At 54.7% G+C, this 17,897-nt stretch carries 17 protein-coding genes; 5 read left to right on the top strand and 12 right to left on the bottom strand.

All coding sequences use genetic code 11. The features are described 5' to 3' along the window. Nucleotides 1-132 precede the first annotated feature (132 nt). Nucleotides 133-1,011, bottom strand: coding sequence for a ribonuclease H family protein (locus tag ABKA16_RS04630; RefSeq protein ID WP_381000472.1), 879 nt, complete (start codon nt 1,009-1,011; stop codon nt 133-135). A gap of 346 nt (nt 1,012-1,357) precedes the next feature. On the opposite strand from ABKA16_RS04630, the gene ABKA16_RS04625 reads away from it, so the two are divergent. Genes ABKA16_RS04625 through ABKA16_RS04615 form a run of 3 tightly spaced genes read left to right on the top strand, consistent with a single transcriptional unit; the run spans nt 1,358 to nt 3,976 of the window. Next, nucleotides 1,358-2,443: an ABC transporter ATP-binding protein gene (locus ABKA16_RS04625; protein ID WP_381000474.1), complete on the top strand. Its 1,086-nt coding sequence runs from the start codon at nt 1,358-1,360 to the stop codon at nt 2,441-2,443. Nucleotides 2,444-2,447: 4 nt separating this feature from the next. Next, nucleotides 2,448-3,221, top strand: a complete 774-nt coding sequence (locus ABKA16_RS04620) for a multidrug ABC transporter permease (protein WP_381000476.1) — start codon at nt 2,448-2,450, stop codon at nt 3,219-3,221. Further along, nucleotides 3,221-3,976, top strand: a complete 756-nt coding sequence (locus tag ABKA16_RS04615; protein WP_381000478.1) for a hypothetical protein — start codon at nt 3,221-3,223, stop codon at nt 3,974-3,976. Before ABKA16_RS04620 ends, ABKA16_RS04615 begins: the two co-directional genes overlap by 1 nt. Nucleotides 3,977-4,063: 87 nt before the next feature. Here ABKA16_RS04615 and msrA read toward each other — a convergent pair whose 3' ends face one another. Next, on the bottom strand, nt 4,064-5,131 hold the full coding sequence (gene msrA, locus ABKA16_RS04610; protein ID WP_381000479.1) for a peptide-methionine (S)-S-oxide reductase MsrA: 1,068 nt from the start codon (nt 5,129-5,131) through the stop codon (nt 4,064-4,066). A 242-nt stretch (nt 5,132-5,373) separates the two neighbouring features. Here msrA and ABKA16_RS04605 point away from each other — a divergent pair, with 242 nt between their 5' ends. Next, a complete protein-coding gene (locus ABKA16_RS04605) occupies nt 5,374-6,222 on the top strand; it encodes an inositol monophosphatase family protein (RefSeq protein ID WP_381000481.1) in 849 nt (282 codons plus the stop codon). Between the two features lie 2 nt (nt 6,223-6,224). After that, nucleotides 6,225-6,887: a GNAT family N-acetyltransferase gene (locus ABKA16_RS04600; RefSeq protein ID WP_381000483.1), complete on the top strand. Its 663-nt coding sequence runs from the start codon at nt 6,225-6,227 to the stop codon at nt 6,885-6,887. An 84-nt stretch (nt 6,888-6,971) separates the two neighbouring features. Here ABKA16_RS04600 and ABKA16_RS04595 read toward each other — a convergent pair whose 3' ends face one another. The 10 genes from ABKA16_RS04595 to ABKA16_RS04550 form a co-directional block, all read right to left on the bottom strand. Then, nucleotides 6,972-7,250, bottom strand: a complete 279-nt coding sequence (locus ABKA16_RS04595; RefSeq protein WP_007148107.1) for an HU family DNA-binding protein — start codon at nt 7,248-7,250, stop codon at nt 6,972-6,974. 172 nt (nt 7,251-7,422) lie between these two features. Beyond that, a complete protein-coding gene (locus ABKA16_RS04590) occupies nt 7,423-9,972 on the bottom strand; it encodes a lysylphosphatidylglycerol synthase transmembrane domain-containing protein (protein WP_381000486.1) in 2,550 nt (849 codons plus the stop codon). Between the two features lie 66 nt (nt 9,973-10,038). After that, on the bottom strand, nt 10,039-11,517 hold the full coding sequence (gene purB, locus ABKA16_RS04585; RefSeq protein WP_381000488.1) for an adenylosuccinate lyase: 1,479 nt from the start codon (nt 11,515-11,517) through the stop codon (nt 10,039-10,041). A 47-nt stretch (nt 11,518-11,564) separates the two neighbouring features. After that, complete coding sequence (locus tag ABKA16_RS04580) at nt 11,565-13,088, bottom strand: esterase/lipase family protein (RefSeq protein ID WP_007148110.1); 1,524 nt, start codon at nt 13,086-13,088, stop codon at nt 11,565-11,567. A 9-nt stretch (nt 13,089-13,097) separates the two neighbouring features. Then, nucleotides 13,098-13,424, bottom strand: coding sequence for a hypothetical protein (locus ABKA16_RS04575; protein ID WP_017147373.1), 327 nt, complete (start codon nt 13,422-13,424; stop codon nt 13,098-13,100). Between the two features lie 104 nt (nt 13,425-13,528). Continuing rightward, nucleotides 13,529-14,110: a DUF6466 family protein gene (locus tag ABKA16_RS04570; protein WP_007148112.1), complete on the bottom strand. Its 582-nt coding sequence runs from the start codon at nt 14,108-14,110 to the stop codon at nt 13,529-13,531. Next, nucleotides 14,107-15,150, bottom strand: a complete 1,044-nt coding sequence (locus ABKA16_RS04565; protein WP_007148113.1) for a vWA domain-containing protein — start codon at nt 15,148-15,150, stop codon at nt 14,107-14,109. The genes ABKA16_RS04570 and ABKA16_RS04565 overlap by 4 nt, the downstream gene beginning before the upstream one ends. After that, a complete protein-coding gene (locus ABKA16_RS04560) occupies nt 15,147-16,394 on the bottom strand; it encodes a vWA domain-containing protein (protein ID WP_007148114.1) in 1,248 nt (415 codons plus the stop codon). Before ABKA16_RS04560 ends, ABKA16_RS04565 begins: the two co-directional genes overlap by 4 nt. Further along, nucleotides 16,391-16,894 carry a hypothetical protein gene (locus tag ABKA16_RS04555; RefSeq protein WP_007148115.1) on the bottom strand — a complete coding sequence of 168 codons (504 nt, stop codon included), beginning with the start codon at nt 16,892-16,894 and terminating at the stop codon, nt 16,391-16,393. The genes ABKA16_RS04560 and ABKA16_RS04555 overlap by 4 nt, the downstream gene beginning before the upstream one ends. Next, nucleotides 16,891-17,877 (bottom strand): DUF58 domain-containing protein, encoded by a 987-nt coding sequence (locus ABKA16_RS04550; RefSeq protein ID WP_231198105.1) that lies wholly within the window; start codon nt 17,875-17,877, stop codon nt 16,891-16,893. Before ABKA16_RS04550 ends, ABKA16_RS04555 begins: the two co-directional genes overlap by 4 nt. Nucleotides 17,878-17,897 lie beyond the last annotated feature (20 nt).

Raw genomic sequence — 17,897 nt, 5'->3', positions numbered from 1 at the left:
CCTTTGGAATCGTATTATGGTCAGTATGCGGTTACCGTTCTTATGCGGGGCTGAGTCCCGGCGAAGCCTGCTTCATATCCTGCAGCAGGCCCTGTGTTTCTCGGGTCTCTGCGCTGTCGCGTCCTGCAGCCGCTAGAACAAGGTATTCTGCCTGCCATTATCCCAAGTACCATCGTCAATGCGGCGGATAGTTTCGTCGAGTTTCGCTGCAGCGCTGTCCATACGCTCATATGAATCTTTGAGGCGCTCGGCAGCAGCGTTGAACTGCTGTGTTGCAGCGGCAAATGAGTCAATGATCTCTCTGACCAGTGACTCACTGTCCTCTGTACTTATAGGGGAGGCTCCTTTTATAGAAGTGCTTTCTGCAGAAGAGGTGCCGGCATTGTCAGCAGGAAAGCGGGTATCGGGTGCAGCAGATCCCGTATCTGATACCTGTGCAGCGTCTTCAGGCATATGTATCCCGCTGCCGTACTCAGAGCTGATCAGGGACTGCCAGCCTTCGTAGGGGAGATATCCGTCGGCGTTTCCTGTACGGCATTTTTCAGCGTAGCCGCGTGCGAGCCCGTCAACCTTCTCATTGTATGGGTTCCCTGCATGGCCTTTTACCCACTTGAATTTTACCGGCCCTCTGCGGTTTGTTATTTCGGCATCAATAGCCATGATAAGTTCAGAATTTTTTACAGGCTCATGCCTGGAATTTTTCCAGCCGTTCTTTTTCCAGCCGGCAACCCATGTTGTTGAACAGTTGATGGCGTACTGTGAATCTGTTTCGATAAGGAGCGGATACTCTCCCTGATGTGTACGCAGGGCCTGCAGGACAGCGCACAGTTCGCCTATCTGGTTTGTCCCGTTGGGAGCCCCTCCGCAGTCGCTGCTGCTGCCTGTTGAAGATGCGGGGGATGCGGAACCGCTGCTGTGCTCCGCCCATGCCCACCCCATAGGGCCGTTAGGGTTGGCCAGGGCGCTCCCATCAGTTGAAACGGTTACGGCTGCCTGTGTATCAGTTTCCATATGCTGCTTTCAGTCCACGATGCCTGCCGGTATCTGTCTATTTTCTGTTATGTGCTATTCTACCCGGCTCAGGCAACTGCGGATCAGGGGGATACCGCTGCATCAGCCTGGTGAAGGGATAACACGCATGACAGCCTGTTCTGGATATATATGTGTTATCATCAGTTGTGATGGTCTTGCTGTGCGGAGGTGCAGCAGTGCGAAGCATACCTGTTTTCCTATATTTCATTATATGAAGATATCAGATAGCCCTTCAGGCTGATTGCCGGGTTTCAATTCATTCTTTATCAGCAGTTTAGTTGCGGTGGCCGGAAGCATAGGATAATAGCCATCGGGAGTTAGTAATATGCCAGAAGAGCAATATATGCATAAAGATATACAAGATATACATAGCAAAGACGGCAGGGCCCCTGTCCGGGATTTCGGGCAGTTTTCCGGACAGGCTGTCCTGGAGCTGGATAATGTATCCCGCAGTTTCAATAAAGGTGCAGTGCAGGCTGTCCGGGATGTTTCGTTTAAGCTGCATCCCGGCGAGATACTGGGCCTTATCGGCGTTAACGGTGCAGGCAAAACGACCACAGTTAAAATGTGTTCCACCCTGCTTGACCCCACATCAGGGCAGATACATGTTGCCGGGATAGATACCCGCACATCGCCGCGGGAAGCCCGTTCCCATATAGGCCTTATGCTTGGCGGCAGCGGCGGTTTTTACCCGCGCTCGACGCTGAAGGATAACCTGCTGTTTTTCGCGGACCTGGCCGGCGTCAGTTCACGTGAACGGCAGGCTGAAGTCCGCCGGACCCTTGAACTTGTTTCACTCGGCGATATGGAAAACAGGAAAGCGTACGAGCTGTCCCGCGGGCAGCGCCAGCGCCTGCATATCGCGAGGGCGCTTTTAGGCAGCCCGGAGCTGCTCCTGCTGGATGAGCCTACGACCGGCCTCGATCCCGATATTGCCCTGAAGATCCGCGGACTCATACGGTCTGTGGCGGACAGCGGAGTGGGTATCCTGCTGACATCACACTCTATGGAAGAAGCTGAGGAGCTCGCGGACCGCTTTGTGGTGATCGACCGCGGGGCTGTCCGCGTATCCGGCTCCCTTGATGATGTGGCGCGGTATGCGGATATATCCCGGACTACTACTTTTACCTTTACCCCGTCTGGCAGTTTCGGGCTGGACGACATTTCGCGGCTAGTGGATAACGACGGTTTTATTATGCATAGGGCAGTGGGCAGCCAGTGGCGTGTAACAGTCATGTGGCATTCTGCAGCGGCGGGAAGGGTTGCGCAGCGGTGTGGCGCAATTGCCGGCTGTACATCTGCTGACGACCTTCTGACCCGTCCGGCGAATCTTGAGGACGCCTTCCTTGCTATCGCCGAGATGGGGCAGAGCCCGGCGGTATCGGCAGCATCTTCCGGAGAAAGGGGATAGAAGCATGAGGCTCCGCCGTTTTTTGCGCATTGCCGGGTTTGAACTCAGACAGTTCGCCGGCACAGGATATTTTGTGCAGACTGTAGTCGTTGCAACACTCAGTGCTTCAGTAGTCCAGCGTCTGGGTGTCATGGCATGGCACAGCAGCGCATACGAATGCTTCCTCCGTTCGGGGATGATCGGTATGTGGACTTCTTCCATATCGGCCGCGGGAATCGTCGGTTTTGAACGGATGAAGGGTACCCTTGTGTACCTGGTCTCCAGCCGTCAGAATGCAGCTGTGACCCTGCTGGCGCTTGTGTCCAGTGTATCAACGTTCAGCCTGCTCGCTTTCCCAATATCATGCATAGTATGGCTTATCCCCGGGAAGTCGGGGATAGCACCCATGTTCCTTCTGCAGCATCTGCCGCAGCTCGCAGCAGGCGTTATCCTGCTATGGGCGGCTACATTGTCCATCACGCTTTTCATGGCCCTGATATCGGTGATAACACCGCAGGCTCTGATATTTGAAGGGCTTATCCTTGTCCCGGCACTGTTCTTTTCCGGTGTATTTGCTGTAAGTTCGCCGGTATACCGGGTGCTGGGATCCGGGGCAATTTTTATCCTGCCGACCGCATCTGCCGCAAGGTTCCTGTATTCGTACGGGGCTCCGCGTGCGATGTTTTCCGGAGGCATAACGTGTGCAGCTGTCACCGCAGTATGGATCGCTGCAGCAGCGTTCACTGCACGGTATGCGTTCAGGGTTATGCGCCGTACCGGAACAATAGAGGTGATCTGATGGACAGGCTGCGTACCGTGATCCGGATAAGCCGCAGTGCTTCGGCAATATTGGCTACCAGGGCTTCTGCGATAGTGGGCATCATTATTATCCCGCTTTTTGATATCCTCTTTTCCCTCCTGTTAGGGTCAAGCCTTAATGCCGACAACCTTGTGCGTATAGGTTATGCGAGCGCCCTGCTGGGGATAGCTGTCACAACGATGTCATTTATGGACCAGAGCATCGTTTATGCACGGGCAGCCGGTGTACTCCAGGAAGTCATACAGCGCAGGAGGTTCGATACGGCCTACTGGGCAGGTATCTCGGCGACAGCCTGCGCAGCGGGGCTTGCGATGGGTATCATACCTTTTATTGGGGTGTTTGCTTTTGATACGCATCATAATACGGCTGCCCTGATGCTGTCCCTCGCCGCTGTCCCGGCAGCACTGGCCGTTGGGGCAGCATTAGGCCTGTTTACATCAGGTATTGGCCTGCTGCTTCCTGACCCGTATGCTGTATCGAATGCGGTCAGCATGCTCCTGCCTGTAACAGCGGGTACTGTAGTGCCGCTGCACTATTATCCGTGGGGATCCGGCACAGTGCTCAGATTCTTCCCGGTATCTTCCATCATCCAGGCCGTTGCTGGCTCCGGTGCTTTTGTCCAAGCGGTGCTTATTGAGCTTATCCACACAGCGGTATGGGCTATGCTGGGCGCAGTGTGTATGGATATAGCCCGGCGCCGGCTGCGCAGCGGGAAGATCCCGGAGATACTGTAGTGCAATCAGGACAGACTGGCGGGATCCCATTCCCTGCTGCCAGCCTATGTTCGTCTGTATCCCTTGGATACCTCTGTTTTGTTGCCCTTATGCCTGCCCGTCCTGCCCGCTTTCCCTGTTTTCAACGGCCTCTCCCTTTTCGTCTGGCCCACCGGTTCCCTGCCTGCTTTCCTCCTGTCTGCTGACAAGCGCACTGTACTCTCCATACCCTTCTTCTTCCATATGGGAGAGGGGGATGAAACGCAGCGAAGCGGAATTGATGCAATACCGTACTCCGGAGAATTCCCGGGGTCCGTCATTGAATACATGCCCGAGGTGGATACCGCTGCTGACGGCAAGCACTTCGGTCCGTTCCCGCCCCGGGACCGTATAGTCAGCGCGCTCGGCAAGGGATCCCGGGCTGATCGGCCGTCCGAAAGCGGGCCATCCGCAGCCGGAATCATATTTCGCATCCGAAGCAAAAAGCGGTTCGCCGCTGACAATATCTACATAAATGCCCGGTTCAAAGGTCTCGTCGTAGGCGTTGGCAAAAGGCTGCTCAGTAGCCGCTTCCTGGGTAACGGCATACTGGAGGTCGTCAAGCTCATAGATGCGGTCAATGTACTTCTGACGTTTCGATACCTGGGCGATTTTCATCGGATCAATATGGCAGTAGCCTCCGGGGTTCTTTTCAAGATAACCCTGATGATACGCTTCAGCAGGATAGAAGTTCTTCAGAGGGCTGATCTCTACCGCTGTTTTGTGCCCATGGCGTGCTTCCACCTGTGCATCCACTGCATGGAACACTGCCATATCGCTGGCGTATGAAGGGTTTGCAGGGTTGGAGTACAGCCCGGTACGGTATTGCCTGCCATGGTCATTGCCTTGCCGGTCCACGGAAAACGGATCGATAATATCATAAAAAAGCCGTGTCAGCGTTGTTAGGCTTACTATTGAGGGATCGTAAGACACTTCCACGGTTTCAGCGGCATCAGGCCTGCCGGAGCATACTTCTTCATAAGAAGGGCTGTCCGTTTTCGACTGGGCGTATCCTGCCCGTGTAGCCGTTACACCGCTGATGCGGCGGAAATATTCTTCAAGCCCCCAGAAGCAGCCGCCTGCAAAGTAGGCGACGGCTTCAGCGCTGTCCTGTGTGGTATCGGCAGTCTCCGTCATACTGTCCCTCCTGCAGAATAAGATCTGTAAACTGTTATATTTGTGAAAAGATTACCCCGCAGAAGCGCCGGGCGCAATATGGACACGCGGGTTTTCACCCGCTGCGGTATAAGGGATATTTGGGACAGGCTGCAATCCGGCGGGCTGCAACATGCGGCTGAAACTGGTAGCACGAAGGTTGTACTATACACCATATAAATATATAGACAAAAGTAAATCATAAAACAACAGGAACAGAGATTATGGAGCTGCGCATTATTGCGCAACGGTTGCATGAAGCAATTGTTGAAGCAGGAGAACATGCTTTGCAGGTACAGATATCGCCGCGTACCTTCAGCACAAAGGAAAGTTTGCAGTCAGGCGCCGATCAGGGCAGCCAGCTTATAACGGCGTCAGTTGATGAGGATATCCTGACTTTTATGAGGCATAAGGTCGATTCTATCGGGCCATTTGACGGTTACTGGGAGGAGGCCGGCAATGACCGGCATCCGGGAGGGCACTACTGGTCTATCGGAAAAGTTGATGGGGCCATTAATTTTGCCAGGGATATGGCTGAGTGGACTTTAACGCTGTCGCTTTTTGAGATCAATGATCAGGGCGTCGCCTACCCAATCCTGGGGATAGTCCATGCCCCGGCGCTGAATATCACATATCTTGCTGCGCGGGGCGAAGGCGCTATCCGTATCCGGCGCACGCCGTCCGGCGTCAAACGTGAACGTATTGTGCCAACAACGACAGCAGGTCTTAAAGGGTCTGTTGTAAGTTTCGGCATGTCATATTTTGCCCATGAATCCCGCAGGGCAATAGAAACAGTGGCCGCTATTGCCGGCATGCCTGCAGATATCAAGCGTATAGGGCCTACTTCGCTGGATCTGTGCAAAGTGGCCGACGGCACATATGATGCTTATTTTGAGCCTTCCCTCCATCATTGGGATATCCCTGCAGTGTCGGCCGGGAGCGTCGTAGTGTGGGAGTCCGGCGCCCGCCTGCGCCAATGGGATGATACTGAGATAAACTGGTACGCCAATAACAATATTGTTGCATCCAATGGGCTCCTTACCGATGAGCTGCAGCCGTATCTGGAGGTGTAATCATGGGGATGCGGACCGGCATCCATAGGTTTGAGACCTCACACCTGACCCTGCGGCCCTGGAAAGCCGATGATGAGGCGGAAGCATCTGAACTTTTCAGGTATGCCTCAAACCCTACTGTCGGGGAGATGTGCGGCTGGGCACCACATAAGAGTGCAGAGGAAAGTGCGCGGATAATCCGTGATATCCTGGATAATCCGCATACTTTTGCGATTGTCCTTAAGGAAACGGGCAAGCCGATCGGGAGTATCGACTTCCACCCTGTATCGTCCGATACCCGCAGTTTCCTTGCGGAGGGTTTACGCAGCGGTGCCCCGGCAGGCGGGGAATTTATGGAGATAGATATCCCTCGGGAAGGCGTATCGGCCCTAGGGGAGGTTGCAGCGCATCCGGACTGTGCGCGCGAACTCGGCTATTGGATCGGTGAGCCGTATTGGGGGAACGGCTTTGCTGCTGAAGCAGGTGAGGCTGTCAAAAGCCATTGCTTCGGCAGGCTGGGGCTGCGGGCTGTCCTGGCGCGGCATTTCGTGGGGAACCCTGCATCCGGCAGGGTTATGCAGAAGCTTGGTATGCGCAGGATCGGACGGATACATGATGTCCTGATGCCTCTTTTGCCTGGGAATGTCCGCCGTGATGAATTTGTATATGCGGTTGTGGAAGCATAGGCGGCTGCATAGCAACAGAAAATGCAGAAAGCCCCGGGCGCATACCCGGGGCTGTATTATAAAGATCGCAAAAGATCCGATTACTTAGGCAACTGCCTTCTTGAGAAGGGAGCCGGCCTGGAGCTTTACACCATATCCTGCAGGGATCTTGATGGTCTCGCCAGTACGAGGATTGCGGCCGGTGCGGGCTGCACGCTTTACACGGGAAGCGGAAAGGACACCGGTAAGGCGAAGGCCTTCGCCGGACTCGAGAGATTCTACGAGGACTTCCTGGAAAGCATTGATAGCAGCCTCGGACTGTGCCTTGGTGAGGCTCGTCTTCTGGGCAATCTTTGCTACGAGATCAGACTTGTTGTATGCCATAATGGTTATACATCCTTTTTTATCAGGGAGTCAGGCAGGATGCCCGACTCAGCGGACACTTTAGATACTACCGTATTAAGTGGAAAAAAGCGACTTGAAAAGCCGAAAAACGCCTATTTTTCTTAAAATTAATGTGAAAATTACACATTTGTAACTTAATATCATCTGATAATTAAATCAAATCATGCTTATTGAGCCACTGCATGGCGAGCGCACCCAGCGGTATACGAAGCCAGTATGTCATAACCCTGAACAGCAGGGTAGCGGATAATGCGATGCTTGAGGGCACCCCGATGCCGGAAAATGCGAGGCTCAGCGCCGCTTCAATGGCTCCCAGCCCGCCGGGGGTAGGGACGGCGGATCCGAGTGTGTTCGCGATGAGGAAAACGAATGTTGTTTCTATAGGATTGGCGGTGTACCCGAATGCCTTCAGGGCGCACCAGAATGCCAGCCCTAAGCCCATATTCTGCAGGACTGATCCTGAGGCGCAGGCCAGGAGCTTTTTAGGCTGCGTAATAAGCGCTGCCAGTTCATGGCCGTACGATTTGATCGTCGGGACGAATTTTGACAGGACCAGTTTCCTTAAAGGCTTGATTGCCATGACTAGGGCGATGCCAAACCCTGCGATGCCCAGGACTATGGCGATCGTCCCTGTGGGGATGACCCCTGACAGAGTAGTGCGCCCGGTGAAAATGCCGATAATGATGAGCAGGAGGGTCGTCGTTGTTACCTGTATTGCTACGACTGCGCTCATTATTGCGGTTGCAGGGGTATTTTTATACCCGGCTTTACGCAGATACTGCAGGTTGACAAAGGCCGGCCCTACCCCTGCCGGCATGGTGACCGCCGTGAACCCCTGCATGACCTGGGAAAGGAATAAAGGAGCCAGGTGCCGCTTGCCCTTATCGACAAAAACCCCCAATGACAGGGAAGTGGCTGCCCATGGGAGGGCAGCACCGAGAGCGAAGCACAGCAGTGCCATCCATGGGTTGGCGCTGGAAACAGCCTTAGCCATTTCAGTCGGATTCAGCTGGCTGAATACCACTACAGCTGCAATAACAAGCAGGACGACGCCTACGAAATTACGTACATTGAAACGGGCGAGCGTAATAGTCTCTGTGTTTTCTGCCTCTTCTTCAGGGATCAGGGCGTTGATCCGGGTACGCAGGTCTTTGAGGGCGGAACGGCTCCATGAGGGGTCCTGCCGTGTTTCCAGGGGGATGGCCGCCCTCTGGATGAAGGGGACGAGAGTATATACATAATCCCTGCCCCAGGCGGCGGCGGCGCAGGAAACAGTCCGCTGTACGCCGATCTTTACGGCAAAGGCTGCCAGGAGTTGAGCCCTGTCAAGGCTCACATTCGTAGAAGCGCTTGCGAAATCCCCGTTATCCCAGCCGGCGAGGATAAGATTGCCTCCATCGTCGCGCACCAGGTTGGCAGGGGTGATCCTGCGGTGCGTATATCCGCGTGAATTGGCCTTTTCCAGATATTCCATAGAGTTGATAACATCGCTGTCGGTGACGGAACCCCAGTCGCATTCGTGGAGCTGGGAATCTTTATAGTATACGAGAATCCCGGACTCCTGGGCATCCGTTACACCGTAAGGGAGGATAGTTGCCAGCCCTGTATTGCGCAGCCCGAGAAGCATATCAAGATGATGGTGGCATGTCACCCTTACAGTGCGGTCATGCCGTGTGGCAAGATTCGACATCTGGAACCACTGGAAAAGCTGGCGCAGGTATCCGGCGGAATGGCGGCGTTCATCAAGGACCGATACGGTGTAGCGGACGCCCTGTGCATCTACAGCGTCGTATAAGCGCGAATTGAGCGTGAGATCGTCGTCCAGGCTTGCCGTCTGGCGGGATACGCGCAGCGATGTATCAGGCCGCTCCAGTGTGTATGTGCGGCTTCGCAGGGTGCGTATCTCCAGGCCGACGTTTTTCAGGGCTTCAATAACGCCTTTACCCCATACGCCAACGTTGAGGGTCCCTGCTGCAAAACGTACGAGGAGGCCGGCCGCGCGCCCTATGAGGACGGCGAAGAGTACTCCTATAAGGGAATCAGCGGAAAGCATGATAAGGATGAGCCCGAGTGTGATGGTGAGGTTCCAGCCCCATTTGACGCTCTGATGCATTTTGCGCGGGCCTGAAGCAGTAAGGAATGCAGCGAGTGCCGAAAAGACGACCGGGATAACACCGTCAAGGGAACTGAGCTGGTAAAGGAGCAGCGGGTCATGGACCAGCGTGATAACCCTGGCTGCCCCGTAAGCTGCTGCGAAGCCGAGTATCAGGGAGAAAGTGCTTACTGCGAGCTGCTGCCATTCATTTTTGAAGACCAGCTGGATAAGGACAGCAATTATTATCCCGACTGTCACCAGCTGCTGGAGAAGGGACAGGGGGACCGCATACAGCCAGTTATCTATCAGATTGCCGAAATTCCGCACATCATTTTCAACTCCATGGGCCAGCCCCTGCAGCCGCATGGAGGCAAGGAGGACAAGCAGTGAAGCTATGATGCAGAGGATACAGTTCAGAAGGTCGTTCAGATCGTGCACCCTTTTAGGAGGGGTATCGATAATGCGGGTCTGCGGCAGGGAAACGGTATCCATGATCTCCAGGCCGCTGTTATCCGGTATGTTGCTGATGGGATCCTCAGATACACTGTCAGAGGCGTGAAACCCTGGGGACTCCGCCTTAGCGGTTTTATCTTCGCGTGATACCATCGGAATCCTTAATATAAAAAATTGGCAATAATAACTGGTATATCCGTAATGCAGCTGTGCCAGGGATCAGTCACCCGAAGGCCTGTCTGAAGGCCTGAGAGACTGCTGCTTCAGGGGGACGAGCTGCTCTGCTGCACCGAGATAAGCCGAAGGGCTGAGCCGGGAAAGCCTGCGTGCTGTTCCTTCATCGAAACCAAGCGCTGAGATGAAGCTTTCAACATCATGTTTATCTATCTTTTTCCCGCGCATAAGCTCTTTGACACGTTCATAAGGGTTATCCATGCCTTCAGCCCCGGTAAGCGCGCATGCGCGCATCGCAGTCTGCACAGGCTCGCCAAGGACTTCCCAGTTGCTGTTGAGCTCCTGTTCCATAGCTTCATTGTGCGGGTGGATGGAATCCAGGCCGCCGGCAAGGTTTTCCAAAGCCAGGAGGCTGTATCCAAAAGCCGAACCTATGTTGCGCTGGGTCGTGGAATCGGTCAGGTCGCGCTGCCAGCGGGTCTCAACGAGGGTAGCGCTCAGGGAGTCGAACAGGGCGCATGAGAGTTCAAAATTAGCTTCAGCGTTTTCAAAACGTATAGGGTTCACTTTATGCGGCATAGTGCTGGAGCCGGTAGCCCCCTGAACGGGGATCTGCACGAAAGTCCCGCGTGAGATATACATCCATATATCAACTGCAAGGTTGTGAAGGATATGGTTTATATGGCTGACTGTAGAGTACAGTTCGGCCTGCCAGTCGTGGGGCTCTATCTGCGTAGTGAGGGGGTTCCATGTAAGTCCTAAGCGGATGGCGACGAATTCCCTGCTGATGCGGATCCAGTCAGTCTGGGGGACAGCTGCGTAGTGCGCCCCGAATGTCCCGGTGGCGCCGTTGATCTTTCCCATGTATTCCTGGTTTTCCAGAGCGGTACGCTGGCGGTTTAGCCTGTATACATATACTGCCAGCTCTTTCCCAAGGGTCGTGGGCGTTGCAGGCTGGCCGTGGGTCAGGCTCAGAAGCGGCATGCCGGCATACTGTTCTGCTGCGGCGTCAAGCTTAGCAATAATACGTTCAAAGGCCGGGGACCATACGCAGGTTACAGCCTGCTTGATACAGAGGGCATAGGACAGGTTATTGATATCCTCGCTGGTGCATGCAAAATGTACCAGGGGTTTAAGGCGAGTCAATGAGGTCTTGTGCCCGAGCCTTTTTTCTGCAGAATCAAGGCGGCGGCCTATATAGTATTCGACTGCTTTTACATCGTGGCGTGTAACGGCTTCAATTTCAGCCAGTTCCCTGATACTGTCCGGTCCGAACTCCTTGGGGATGCTCCTGAGATAGCTTATTTCCTCTGCGGTGAGGGGATCAACTCCGGGGACAGCAGGGGTGCTGTCATTGTCGTGCGTACCATTAGCCAGCTGGATCATCCACTCGATCTCTACAGCTATCCTCTGACGGTTGAGTGCGGCCTCGCTCAAATACTCAAGCAATGGTTCTGTCTGCTTATGATAGCGTCCATCCAGGGGGCTTAAAGCCAGTGAAGGTTTGATATCAGTTAGCTTCATAGTTCAAGATTACGCTAAGGCATAAACGCGCAGATCTCCTGTTTACCCTATTTATGCAGGCGTCCCCGGAAGTAGTACTGCTTATCCATGGTGCCCCGGATAGTTTCTGCAAAATGCCTGTTGTGGCGTTCCACGTCATTGCTGTGGAGTTCCTGCGCATTCTGCCAGGCGGCACGCTGATAGTTCATCCCGTGTGTCAGCTCTTTGGCGGATGGCGCGCCTTTTACCCGTGTTGCAGTCCCTGCTGCGGTATCGGCGTCCGAACTGATGCCGCGGACAGTAAGGTGTTCAGCATCATGCCTGTTAGGCGCGCCGTCAAGGCTTGATATCAGTTCATCGTTCACTTCGGTGCTGGTGACCCATGTGCCTTTGCGGATGGGGTGGTTCGCAATAGGCGAGCCTGCTGTAACAACATGCTTTACATTGAAAGCGTGCTGCGGGTCACTTGCTATGGAGGCGGCCACAATACCTCCCTGAGAATGTCCGACGAGCGCTACAGGGTCAGAAGGCTGTATACCGGCCCGTTTCATGGCTGCCATAACGTATCTGGCGCTGTCGGCCTTGGCGCGCTGGCCCGCATCGGAGCTCATAAGGTCTACATTCTGTGCCCATCCGAAAGGGGAATCCATATGCCCGTCTGTTCCGGGGATGGTGACAAGCCAGCTGTGCTTCCCGTCTTTCGTGGTAAAACGCTGGATAGCAATAGTCCCATAATCCGTCCCCAGTCCTCCCGTGCCAAGCCGTTCCTGATTGGCCAGGCAGCTGCCGATATCGTTTGGTTTGGATAGCCGGCTTTCAGGGTTTACCGCAGTAATCGACAGTTTGTTGCCCTGTATGGCATTCATCACAGGTTCGCTTATGGAAGAGACTTTTGAGGCAGCATCGCTCACTGTCCCTCCTCCGGTAAGGCGGCTGGCCAGCCCTGACATAAAGCCTTCATGGGAGGCGTTGCTGTCTGTAAGGATCCGGATGGGATTGAACCCCTCTTTGCCGGTCATCCCATGGACCCCTGCCGATGCAGCACCCAATGCCAGTATCCCCAGAGCACTGTTCGTAGGCGACAGCGCGGTAAAAAGCCCTGTCAGCTTTGAGATGATGGAGCTGCTTGTTTCTTCAGCATGTGAGTAAGTGCTGTAGGCCCGGGTTACGCGGTCTGCCATACTGCTCAGTTTTTGGCCAAAACCGGCAAGCAGCGCAGAATTATTTTCGCAGGCTGCAATGATCCTGCCAAGCGGCAGAGAAGTATGAAGCCGCGTATTGTCTCCCGGGATCCCGGATGCTGCACCGCCAGTTCCGATGGGCGACGGCTGCATTGCTGGGACAGTTAGAAACGTATCCGAGAATGGCCCGCGGACCAGGCTGGGGTATTTCGGGCATGATGTAAACGGGCTCAGGGAAAGCAGAGGCTGGCATGCAATCACAGACTGTGCCGATGCCCATATCCGCGAATGTGCAGCCAGCTGCGCGCTATGCCGGTTGAAAGCATCGGCAAAGCGTACGAGGGAAGGCATATCTATGCTTGTAGAGGCGGCGCTTCCATACAGATATGAAGTTATATGCGGCTGTGCCATGATCTCCTCCTACGGCCGTATGCAGAGATGCTGTGCAGCAGGGATCGCGGAGCCTACTGCCGATACTTCTGTCAGAAGGGCTGCCAGGGATTTACGGTAATATTCTCCTGCTTTTCCCGACCATTCCATAGCGTATGCGCCGGATATGTCTGCCCGGACCCTTTCCATAAGTGTTTGTGTTTTTTGCGTTGTGTCAGTGACGAACTGCGACAGTTCCATCCCTGCGCGTATACAGATGCAGGGCATCTGCTGTCCCGCAGCGCCTGGTATCAGCGGCGGGTAAGAAGGCCTCGGGATTATGCAGGGGGTATCCTGGGGAAAAGTGTTATTTGCCATACGGAAATTGTGGCATACAGCGCCCGTCTGCCTTAACTTCTACGGCCACTGTGGCCGGATGTGGATAACACTCTGCAAAAACTGTTTGACAAAACAGCAGAAGGCTACCACGGTTTCACAGTTGGCTGTGGGGACTTGTCGGGTGAGGGGGCCGCCTGCTGGTCGGTAGAGTTCTGCCGCAGGAGTTTTTGTGTTTTTTTCTCATCCTCTTTATCTTCAGTACTGTCAGAATCCTGACGGCCGGAAGGCTCCTGTGAAGATGCCGTGCCCTGCTGGTCCGCTGCTGTGCCCTCTTTCCGGGCATCTGCTATTTTACGGGTCAGTGCGCGTGAGACGTCGGCATTATGCCTGATAGAATTTTTTAAGCCCGGTGCCGCGAGCAGCGAATTATTCTGCAAGTCTTTGAATGATTCATCCACATTTTTCTGGCTGGCTGCCAGATCATCTAGCTGTTTCTTTGAAAGAGAAGGTTTTTTATTGAAAGAGGCGATATTGGACTGCAAGGAACCGGTAGCAGAATTGAACGACGATACTGTGTAAATATTGACGCCGGCTATAACGGCTGCAGCCAGGGCCACTGCTCCGATAATGCCCAGGGCTATCCGGGTTGCAAGCGGCATCCGTGCATGTGTCCGCAGGTGCCGCCGGGACTTTGGCTTTGACTGGAGATTGGGTACGCCGGTCATAGCATCCTCCTTGAAGTAATGGTCCACGCTGCCAGTTCCCATGCGAAGATGAGGGCGAAAAGGGTAGTGAAAGGCCAGATTATAGGGACTGTATAATCTGCCCGCCGGGTTACTGTGCGGAGGCGGTAATCGCGGGAAGCTCCTGCAGAATCCTGGAGGGTGACCCCCCGCTCCTGCGTTATATGGATATATGTGCCGGAAAGTTCATCGGCAATGCTTTTCAGGCTTGCCTCGTCCAGTTTTGAAATGCCGTCTTCGCCGGTAGCCGGATCTTTGACCCATTGGCTGGCATTATCCTGTGTATCCATAGCCTTGACACCAACCTGGGTTAGCGGCACCTTGCCGCCCTCAGCAGAACCTACCCCAACAACGACAGCATTATCCACATATTTGCGCAGTGCGGAAAAAGTCCTGCGGGCCTGGCTCCCTGTAGATTCCCCGTCGGATATATAGTACAGCACGACGGTATCACCGGGATGGGCCTTTTTTGTATTAGCCATGGATGCAATAAGGCTGTCCAGCGGCGCATCCAGGTTCGATCCGCGGGAAGTTGCTGTAGCCTCGGTCGCCAATGTATCGGCCCATTGCGTGACTGCGTTGGAATCAGGTGTCAGCGGAAGGTCTGTACTGGTTGAGGCACCGAAACGGATAACGCTGAAACTGGCATCAGGGTACATCCGCGCAATATCTTTCACTGCGCGGCTTGCTGCATTCAACCGGGTGACCGACTGCCCGCCTTTATAATGGGCATCGTTTACTGCCATAGATCCTGTTGTATCCACTGCGATGTAGACATCTGTAGCATTCACCGCCTGCGTAGTATTGCGGACGTACCGTGCCGGGGTGAGGATGATTATTGCCAGCAGAAGGCACATCAGGACCCTTCGCACAACAGCCCAGACAGTAGTGTCAGTCATCTCGCTGTGCGGCGCTGCAGTACTGCGGTACCGGGCAACTGTGAAAACTGCGAGGCATACAAGGATAAGGGCGAGGATCGGGGAAACTATCCACCCGAACATAGGGGCAAGGGTCGCTGTCATCGGCGTAACCTCCAGGTGAGGGCAAGATATCCGCCGAATGCCAGGACAAGGATGATGATAAGCGCCTGCGGGGCATCGGCGACTATAGACTGGCGGCTGTCCCGGCGGGTCCCGGAGCTTGTCCTTTCTATTGCCTGTACAAGCGAACCGATATCCGGAGTAGTGTTCATATTGGTAAAGGAACCGCCGTAGCGTTCGATAAGGGTACGCATCTGTGATTCATTCGGCGAATGGGTATTTGATGCGGAACCGACGTACAGGCCGTCAACGGTAATATGCGATTTATTGACAAGCCCGGCCGCCTGCTCAAGGCTGTATGTCCCCGACTTGCCTTCTATATTGTCAGTCGCCAGGATGATAGAAGCGCTCCTGGTCGACCGGGCACGCTGGGAAGATCCTTTTTTATCAGCCGAACCGTTTGCATTCACGGAGAACTGCGGAAGCTGGAGGGCGCAGCTGACAAGGCCGTCGCCAATAAGTGAAGAAGAGTTGGTAATATTCCGCGTGCCCTCAAGCCAGTCCTGGATCTGCGCATATTCTTTTTGGGAAATATTATTGAAATCGCTGGAGGATACTTTTTTCAATATTCCGAAAGCGTGTTTGAGCTGGCTTTCTATAACGTCGGAATCATCAGTAAGCGGGAATACCGTACGTGTGGTGGAGTCAAAAATACTCAGGCCTATGCGGTCGCCCTGCAGACGGTCAATCAGGGTCAGATAGGCTGCAATGATCTGGCGGTCATAAGCAAGTGCTGATCCTGATACGTCGAGGCACAGGACAATATCCCGCGACCCGTAGGTACTGTTCCTGCGGTCCACAGTCGAAGGGCGTCCCATCAGCAGGGCTGTTATAAGGCTTATGGCTGCAAGGGCTATTGCCGCCGCGAAACTGAGGCGCCTGTATAGTTTGTACCGTTGGGACGGTATATCAGACTGGAGGTCATCACTTACTGTCCATGAGTATGCCGAAGGCTTTTTCTGCCGTTTCCCTGTCCTGGCGCCGGCCGGCCGGGCATTGGGGGTATCAGTATCCCCGTCAGCCTTATCGTCAGCATCATCAGGGGCAGTTCCGCCTGCATCCCCTTCGCCTGCGGCATCCCCCTCAGCTGTGCCGGGCCCGGTAACAGGCCTGCGGGGGTATCTGCTCCGCGCCCACAGGCCCGCGGCAATAACAGCGGCGGTAAAAACCAGGATGGTGAGGATAATGACTGCAGGCCATTGCCATGATATGACCGGTGTGTTCATTCGCCCCACCTTTCTATAAGCCCGGATACCCATTGGGCAGCTTCTTCAACAGATGCGTTCTGTGCTGCAGGGTTCCATTCAGCTTTTGCAAATTCAGGCGGGTAGAGGGCTTCAACAGTCTGTCTGAGCACCAGATACCCGTCCCTCGAGTTTCTGTCCGGCGTTTCACGTTTCAGCTCTGCCAGAGTATGTTTAGTAACATCCTTACCCAGCTTTTCTGATGCAAACTGGCGTGACAGGACAGAAAGTCGATGGTAGGCCTGTTTATCGTCAAGAAGCCCTCTGGCATGGTCTTTCTGTACTGCAATGATGCGCGTCTGCCACTCCGACCTGGTATGCGTGCGCCCAGCTGTTTTTGTCCGGGGCGAAACGGCTTTGCGCTTCATACTCCCGATAACAGCCAGCGTACCGGCAGCAGCAGCAACGATGATGCAAATGCACAGCACAATAATGGCCGGTGCCGCAGAATGCAGCGGATCAGGGGTCTGTGTGAATCTCATAGCGTGGGTATCTCCTCCTGCCGGATCTGTGTATGCGTGTTTTTCAGGAGGTTGACATTCCCCGCCCGGGTAAGTGCTGACGAGATACGGCGGATGAAAGCGGTGAACATCGCCTCGCTTGAGCCGGCATTCAGCACTGCTGCGCCTGCGCGGCTCAGCCGCTCTTCAAGGAGTTTGGAAATGAATTCCCTGCGTACCCGCACATCGTCATCCAGTTCTTTAACGCGCATAAAAGCAGGAATAGCACGGTTAGAGGCAGCGTCAATGACTGAACCGAAATCCGGCGCGGCGGAGAACGGGCTGATCGCCTCAATATCCACTACGATCAGGGGATGGGTCTGTGCGAGCACTCCTGCTGCCTCTATAGCCTCTTCACTCCATGCGGTATGTGCCGTTGCAATAACGATCAGCGCGTGGCGGTCGCGGATACGTTTGGCATAATCAAGAAGGGAAAACAGGTCCCCTGGCCTGGTCAGGCGGATATGGGCAATACGCTCAGCCAGATCGTCAAACGCCATATATCCGCCTGTCAGCGGGATTCGGGTGATGCGTGCCGAATCCCCAAGGATGACCGACAGCTCATCTGAACGGCGCAGCGACAGCACTGCGAACATGCGCAGCGCGTTCAGCGCCACCTCCATCTGGCTTTCTCCGCTTGTGCAGGTCCCGGTCATCTGCGCGCCGGAATCAAGCAGCATCCATACCCGGCTGGTAGCATTCTGTTCCTTGTCTGCTATCATGGGGCGTCCTGCGCGCGCACTTGCCTTCCAGTCGATCAGGCGGGCCTCATCGCCTGCCGTGTAGGGGCGGATATCCAGGAATTCATACCCGTTCCCCCTGCGGACAGACTGATGTTCACCCTCAAGCACCCCCAGCGCGCGTTTGACGGCAGGCAGCGATAAACGTGCACCAAGCGCCTCGATCCTGCGCCGTATGGTCTCCTGGGAAGCCTGGGGGTTCGTTGTATGTGGATGGTCAGGCATAGTCATTTCGCTGATTATAG

It is taken from the genome of Scardovia wiggsiae (assembly GCF_051045985.1).
GTDB classification, from domain to species: Bacteria; Actinomycetota; Actinomycetes; order Actinomycetales; family Bifidobacteriaceae; genus Scardovia; species Scardovia wiggsiae.
This window is presented reverse-complemented; position numbering and strand designations above follow the sequence as displayed.

Excerpts from the sequence above, each read along its gene's own strand:
- ABKA16_RS04605 (WP_381000481.1), top strand. The coding sequence starts at position 5,374 with ATGGAGCTGCGCATTATTGCGCAACGGTTGCATGAAGCAATTGTTGAA.
- ABKA16_RS04560 (WP_007148114.1), bottom strand. The coding sequence starts at position 16,394 with ATGAACACACCGGTCATATCATGGCAATGGCCTGCAGTCATTATCCTC.
- ABKA16_RS04590 (WP_381000486.1), bottom strand. The coding sequence starts at position 9,972 with ATGGTATCACGCGAAGATAAAACCGCTAAGGCGGAGTCCCCAGGGTTT.
- purB (WP_381000488.1), bottom strand. The coding sequence starts at position 11,517 with ATGAAGCTAACTGATATCAAACCTTCACTGGCTTTAAGCCCCCTGGAT.
- msrA (WP_381000479.1), bottom strand. The coding sequence starts at position 5,131 with ATGACGGAGACTGCCGATACCACACAGGACAGCGCTGAAGCCGTCGCC.
- ABKA16_RS04625 (WP_381000474.1), top strand. The coding sequence starts at position 1,358 with ATGCCAGAAGAGCAATATATGCATAAAGATATACAAGATATACATAGC.
- ABKA16_RS04550 (WP_231198105.1), bottom strand. The coding sequence starts at position 17,877 with ATGCCTGACCATCCACATACAACGAACCCCCAGGCTTCCCAGGAGACC.
- ABKA16_RS04570 (WP_007148112.1), bottom strand. The coding sequence starts at position 14,110 with ATGACCGGCGTACCCAATCTCCAGTCAAAGCCAAAGTCCCGGCGGCAC.
- ABKA16_RS04595 (WP_007148107.1), bottom strand. The coding sequence starts at position 7,250 with ATGGCATACAACAAGTCTGATCTCGTAGCAAAGATTGCCCAGAAGACG.
- ABKA16_RS04615 (WP_381000478.1), top strand. The coding sequence starts at position 3,221 with ATGGACAGGCTGCGTACCGTGATCCGGATAAGCCGCAGTGCTTCGGCA.
- ABKA16_RS04630 (WP_381000472.1), bottom strand. The coding sequence starts at position 1,011 with ATGGAAACTGATACACAGGCAGCCGTAACCGTTTCAACTGATGGGAGC.
- ABKA16_RS04620 (WP_381000476.1), top strand. The coding sequence starts at position 2,448 with ATGAGGCTCCGCCGTTTTTTGCGCATTGCCGGGTTTGAACTCAGACAG.
- ABKA16_RS04575 (WP_017147373.1), bottom strand. The coding sequence starts at position 13,424 with ATGGCAAATAACACTTTTCCCCAGGATACCCCCTGCATAATCCCGAGG.
- ABKA16_RS04555 (WP_007148115.1), bottom strand. The coding sequence starts at position 16,894 with ATGAGATTCACACAGACCCCTGATCCGCTGCATTCTGCGGCACCGGCC.
- ABKA16_RS04565 (WP_007148113.1), bottom strand. The coding sequence starts at position 15,150 with ATGACAGCGACCCTTGCCCCTATGTTCGGGTGGATAGTTTCCCCGATC.
- ABKA16_RS04600 (WP_381000483.1), top strand. The coding sequence starts at position 6,225 with ATGGGGATGCGGACCGGCATCCATAGGTTTGAGACCTCACACCTGACC.
- ABKA16_RS04580 (WP_007148110.1), bottom strand. The coding sequence starts at position 13,088 with ATGGCACAGCCGCATATAACTTCATATCTGTATGGAAGCGCCGCCTCT.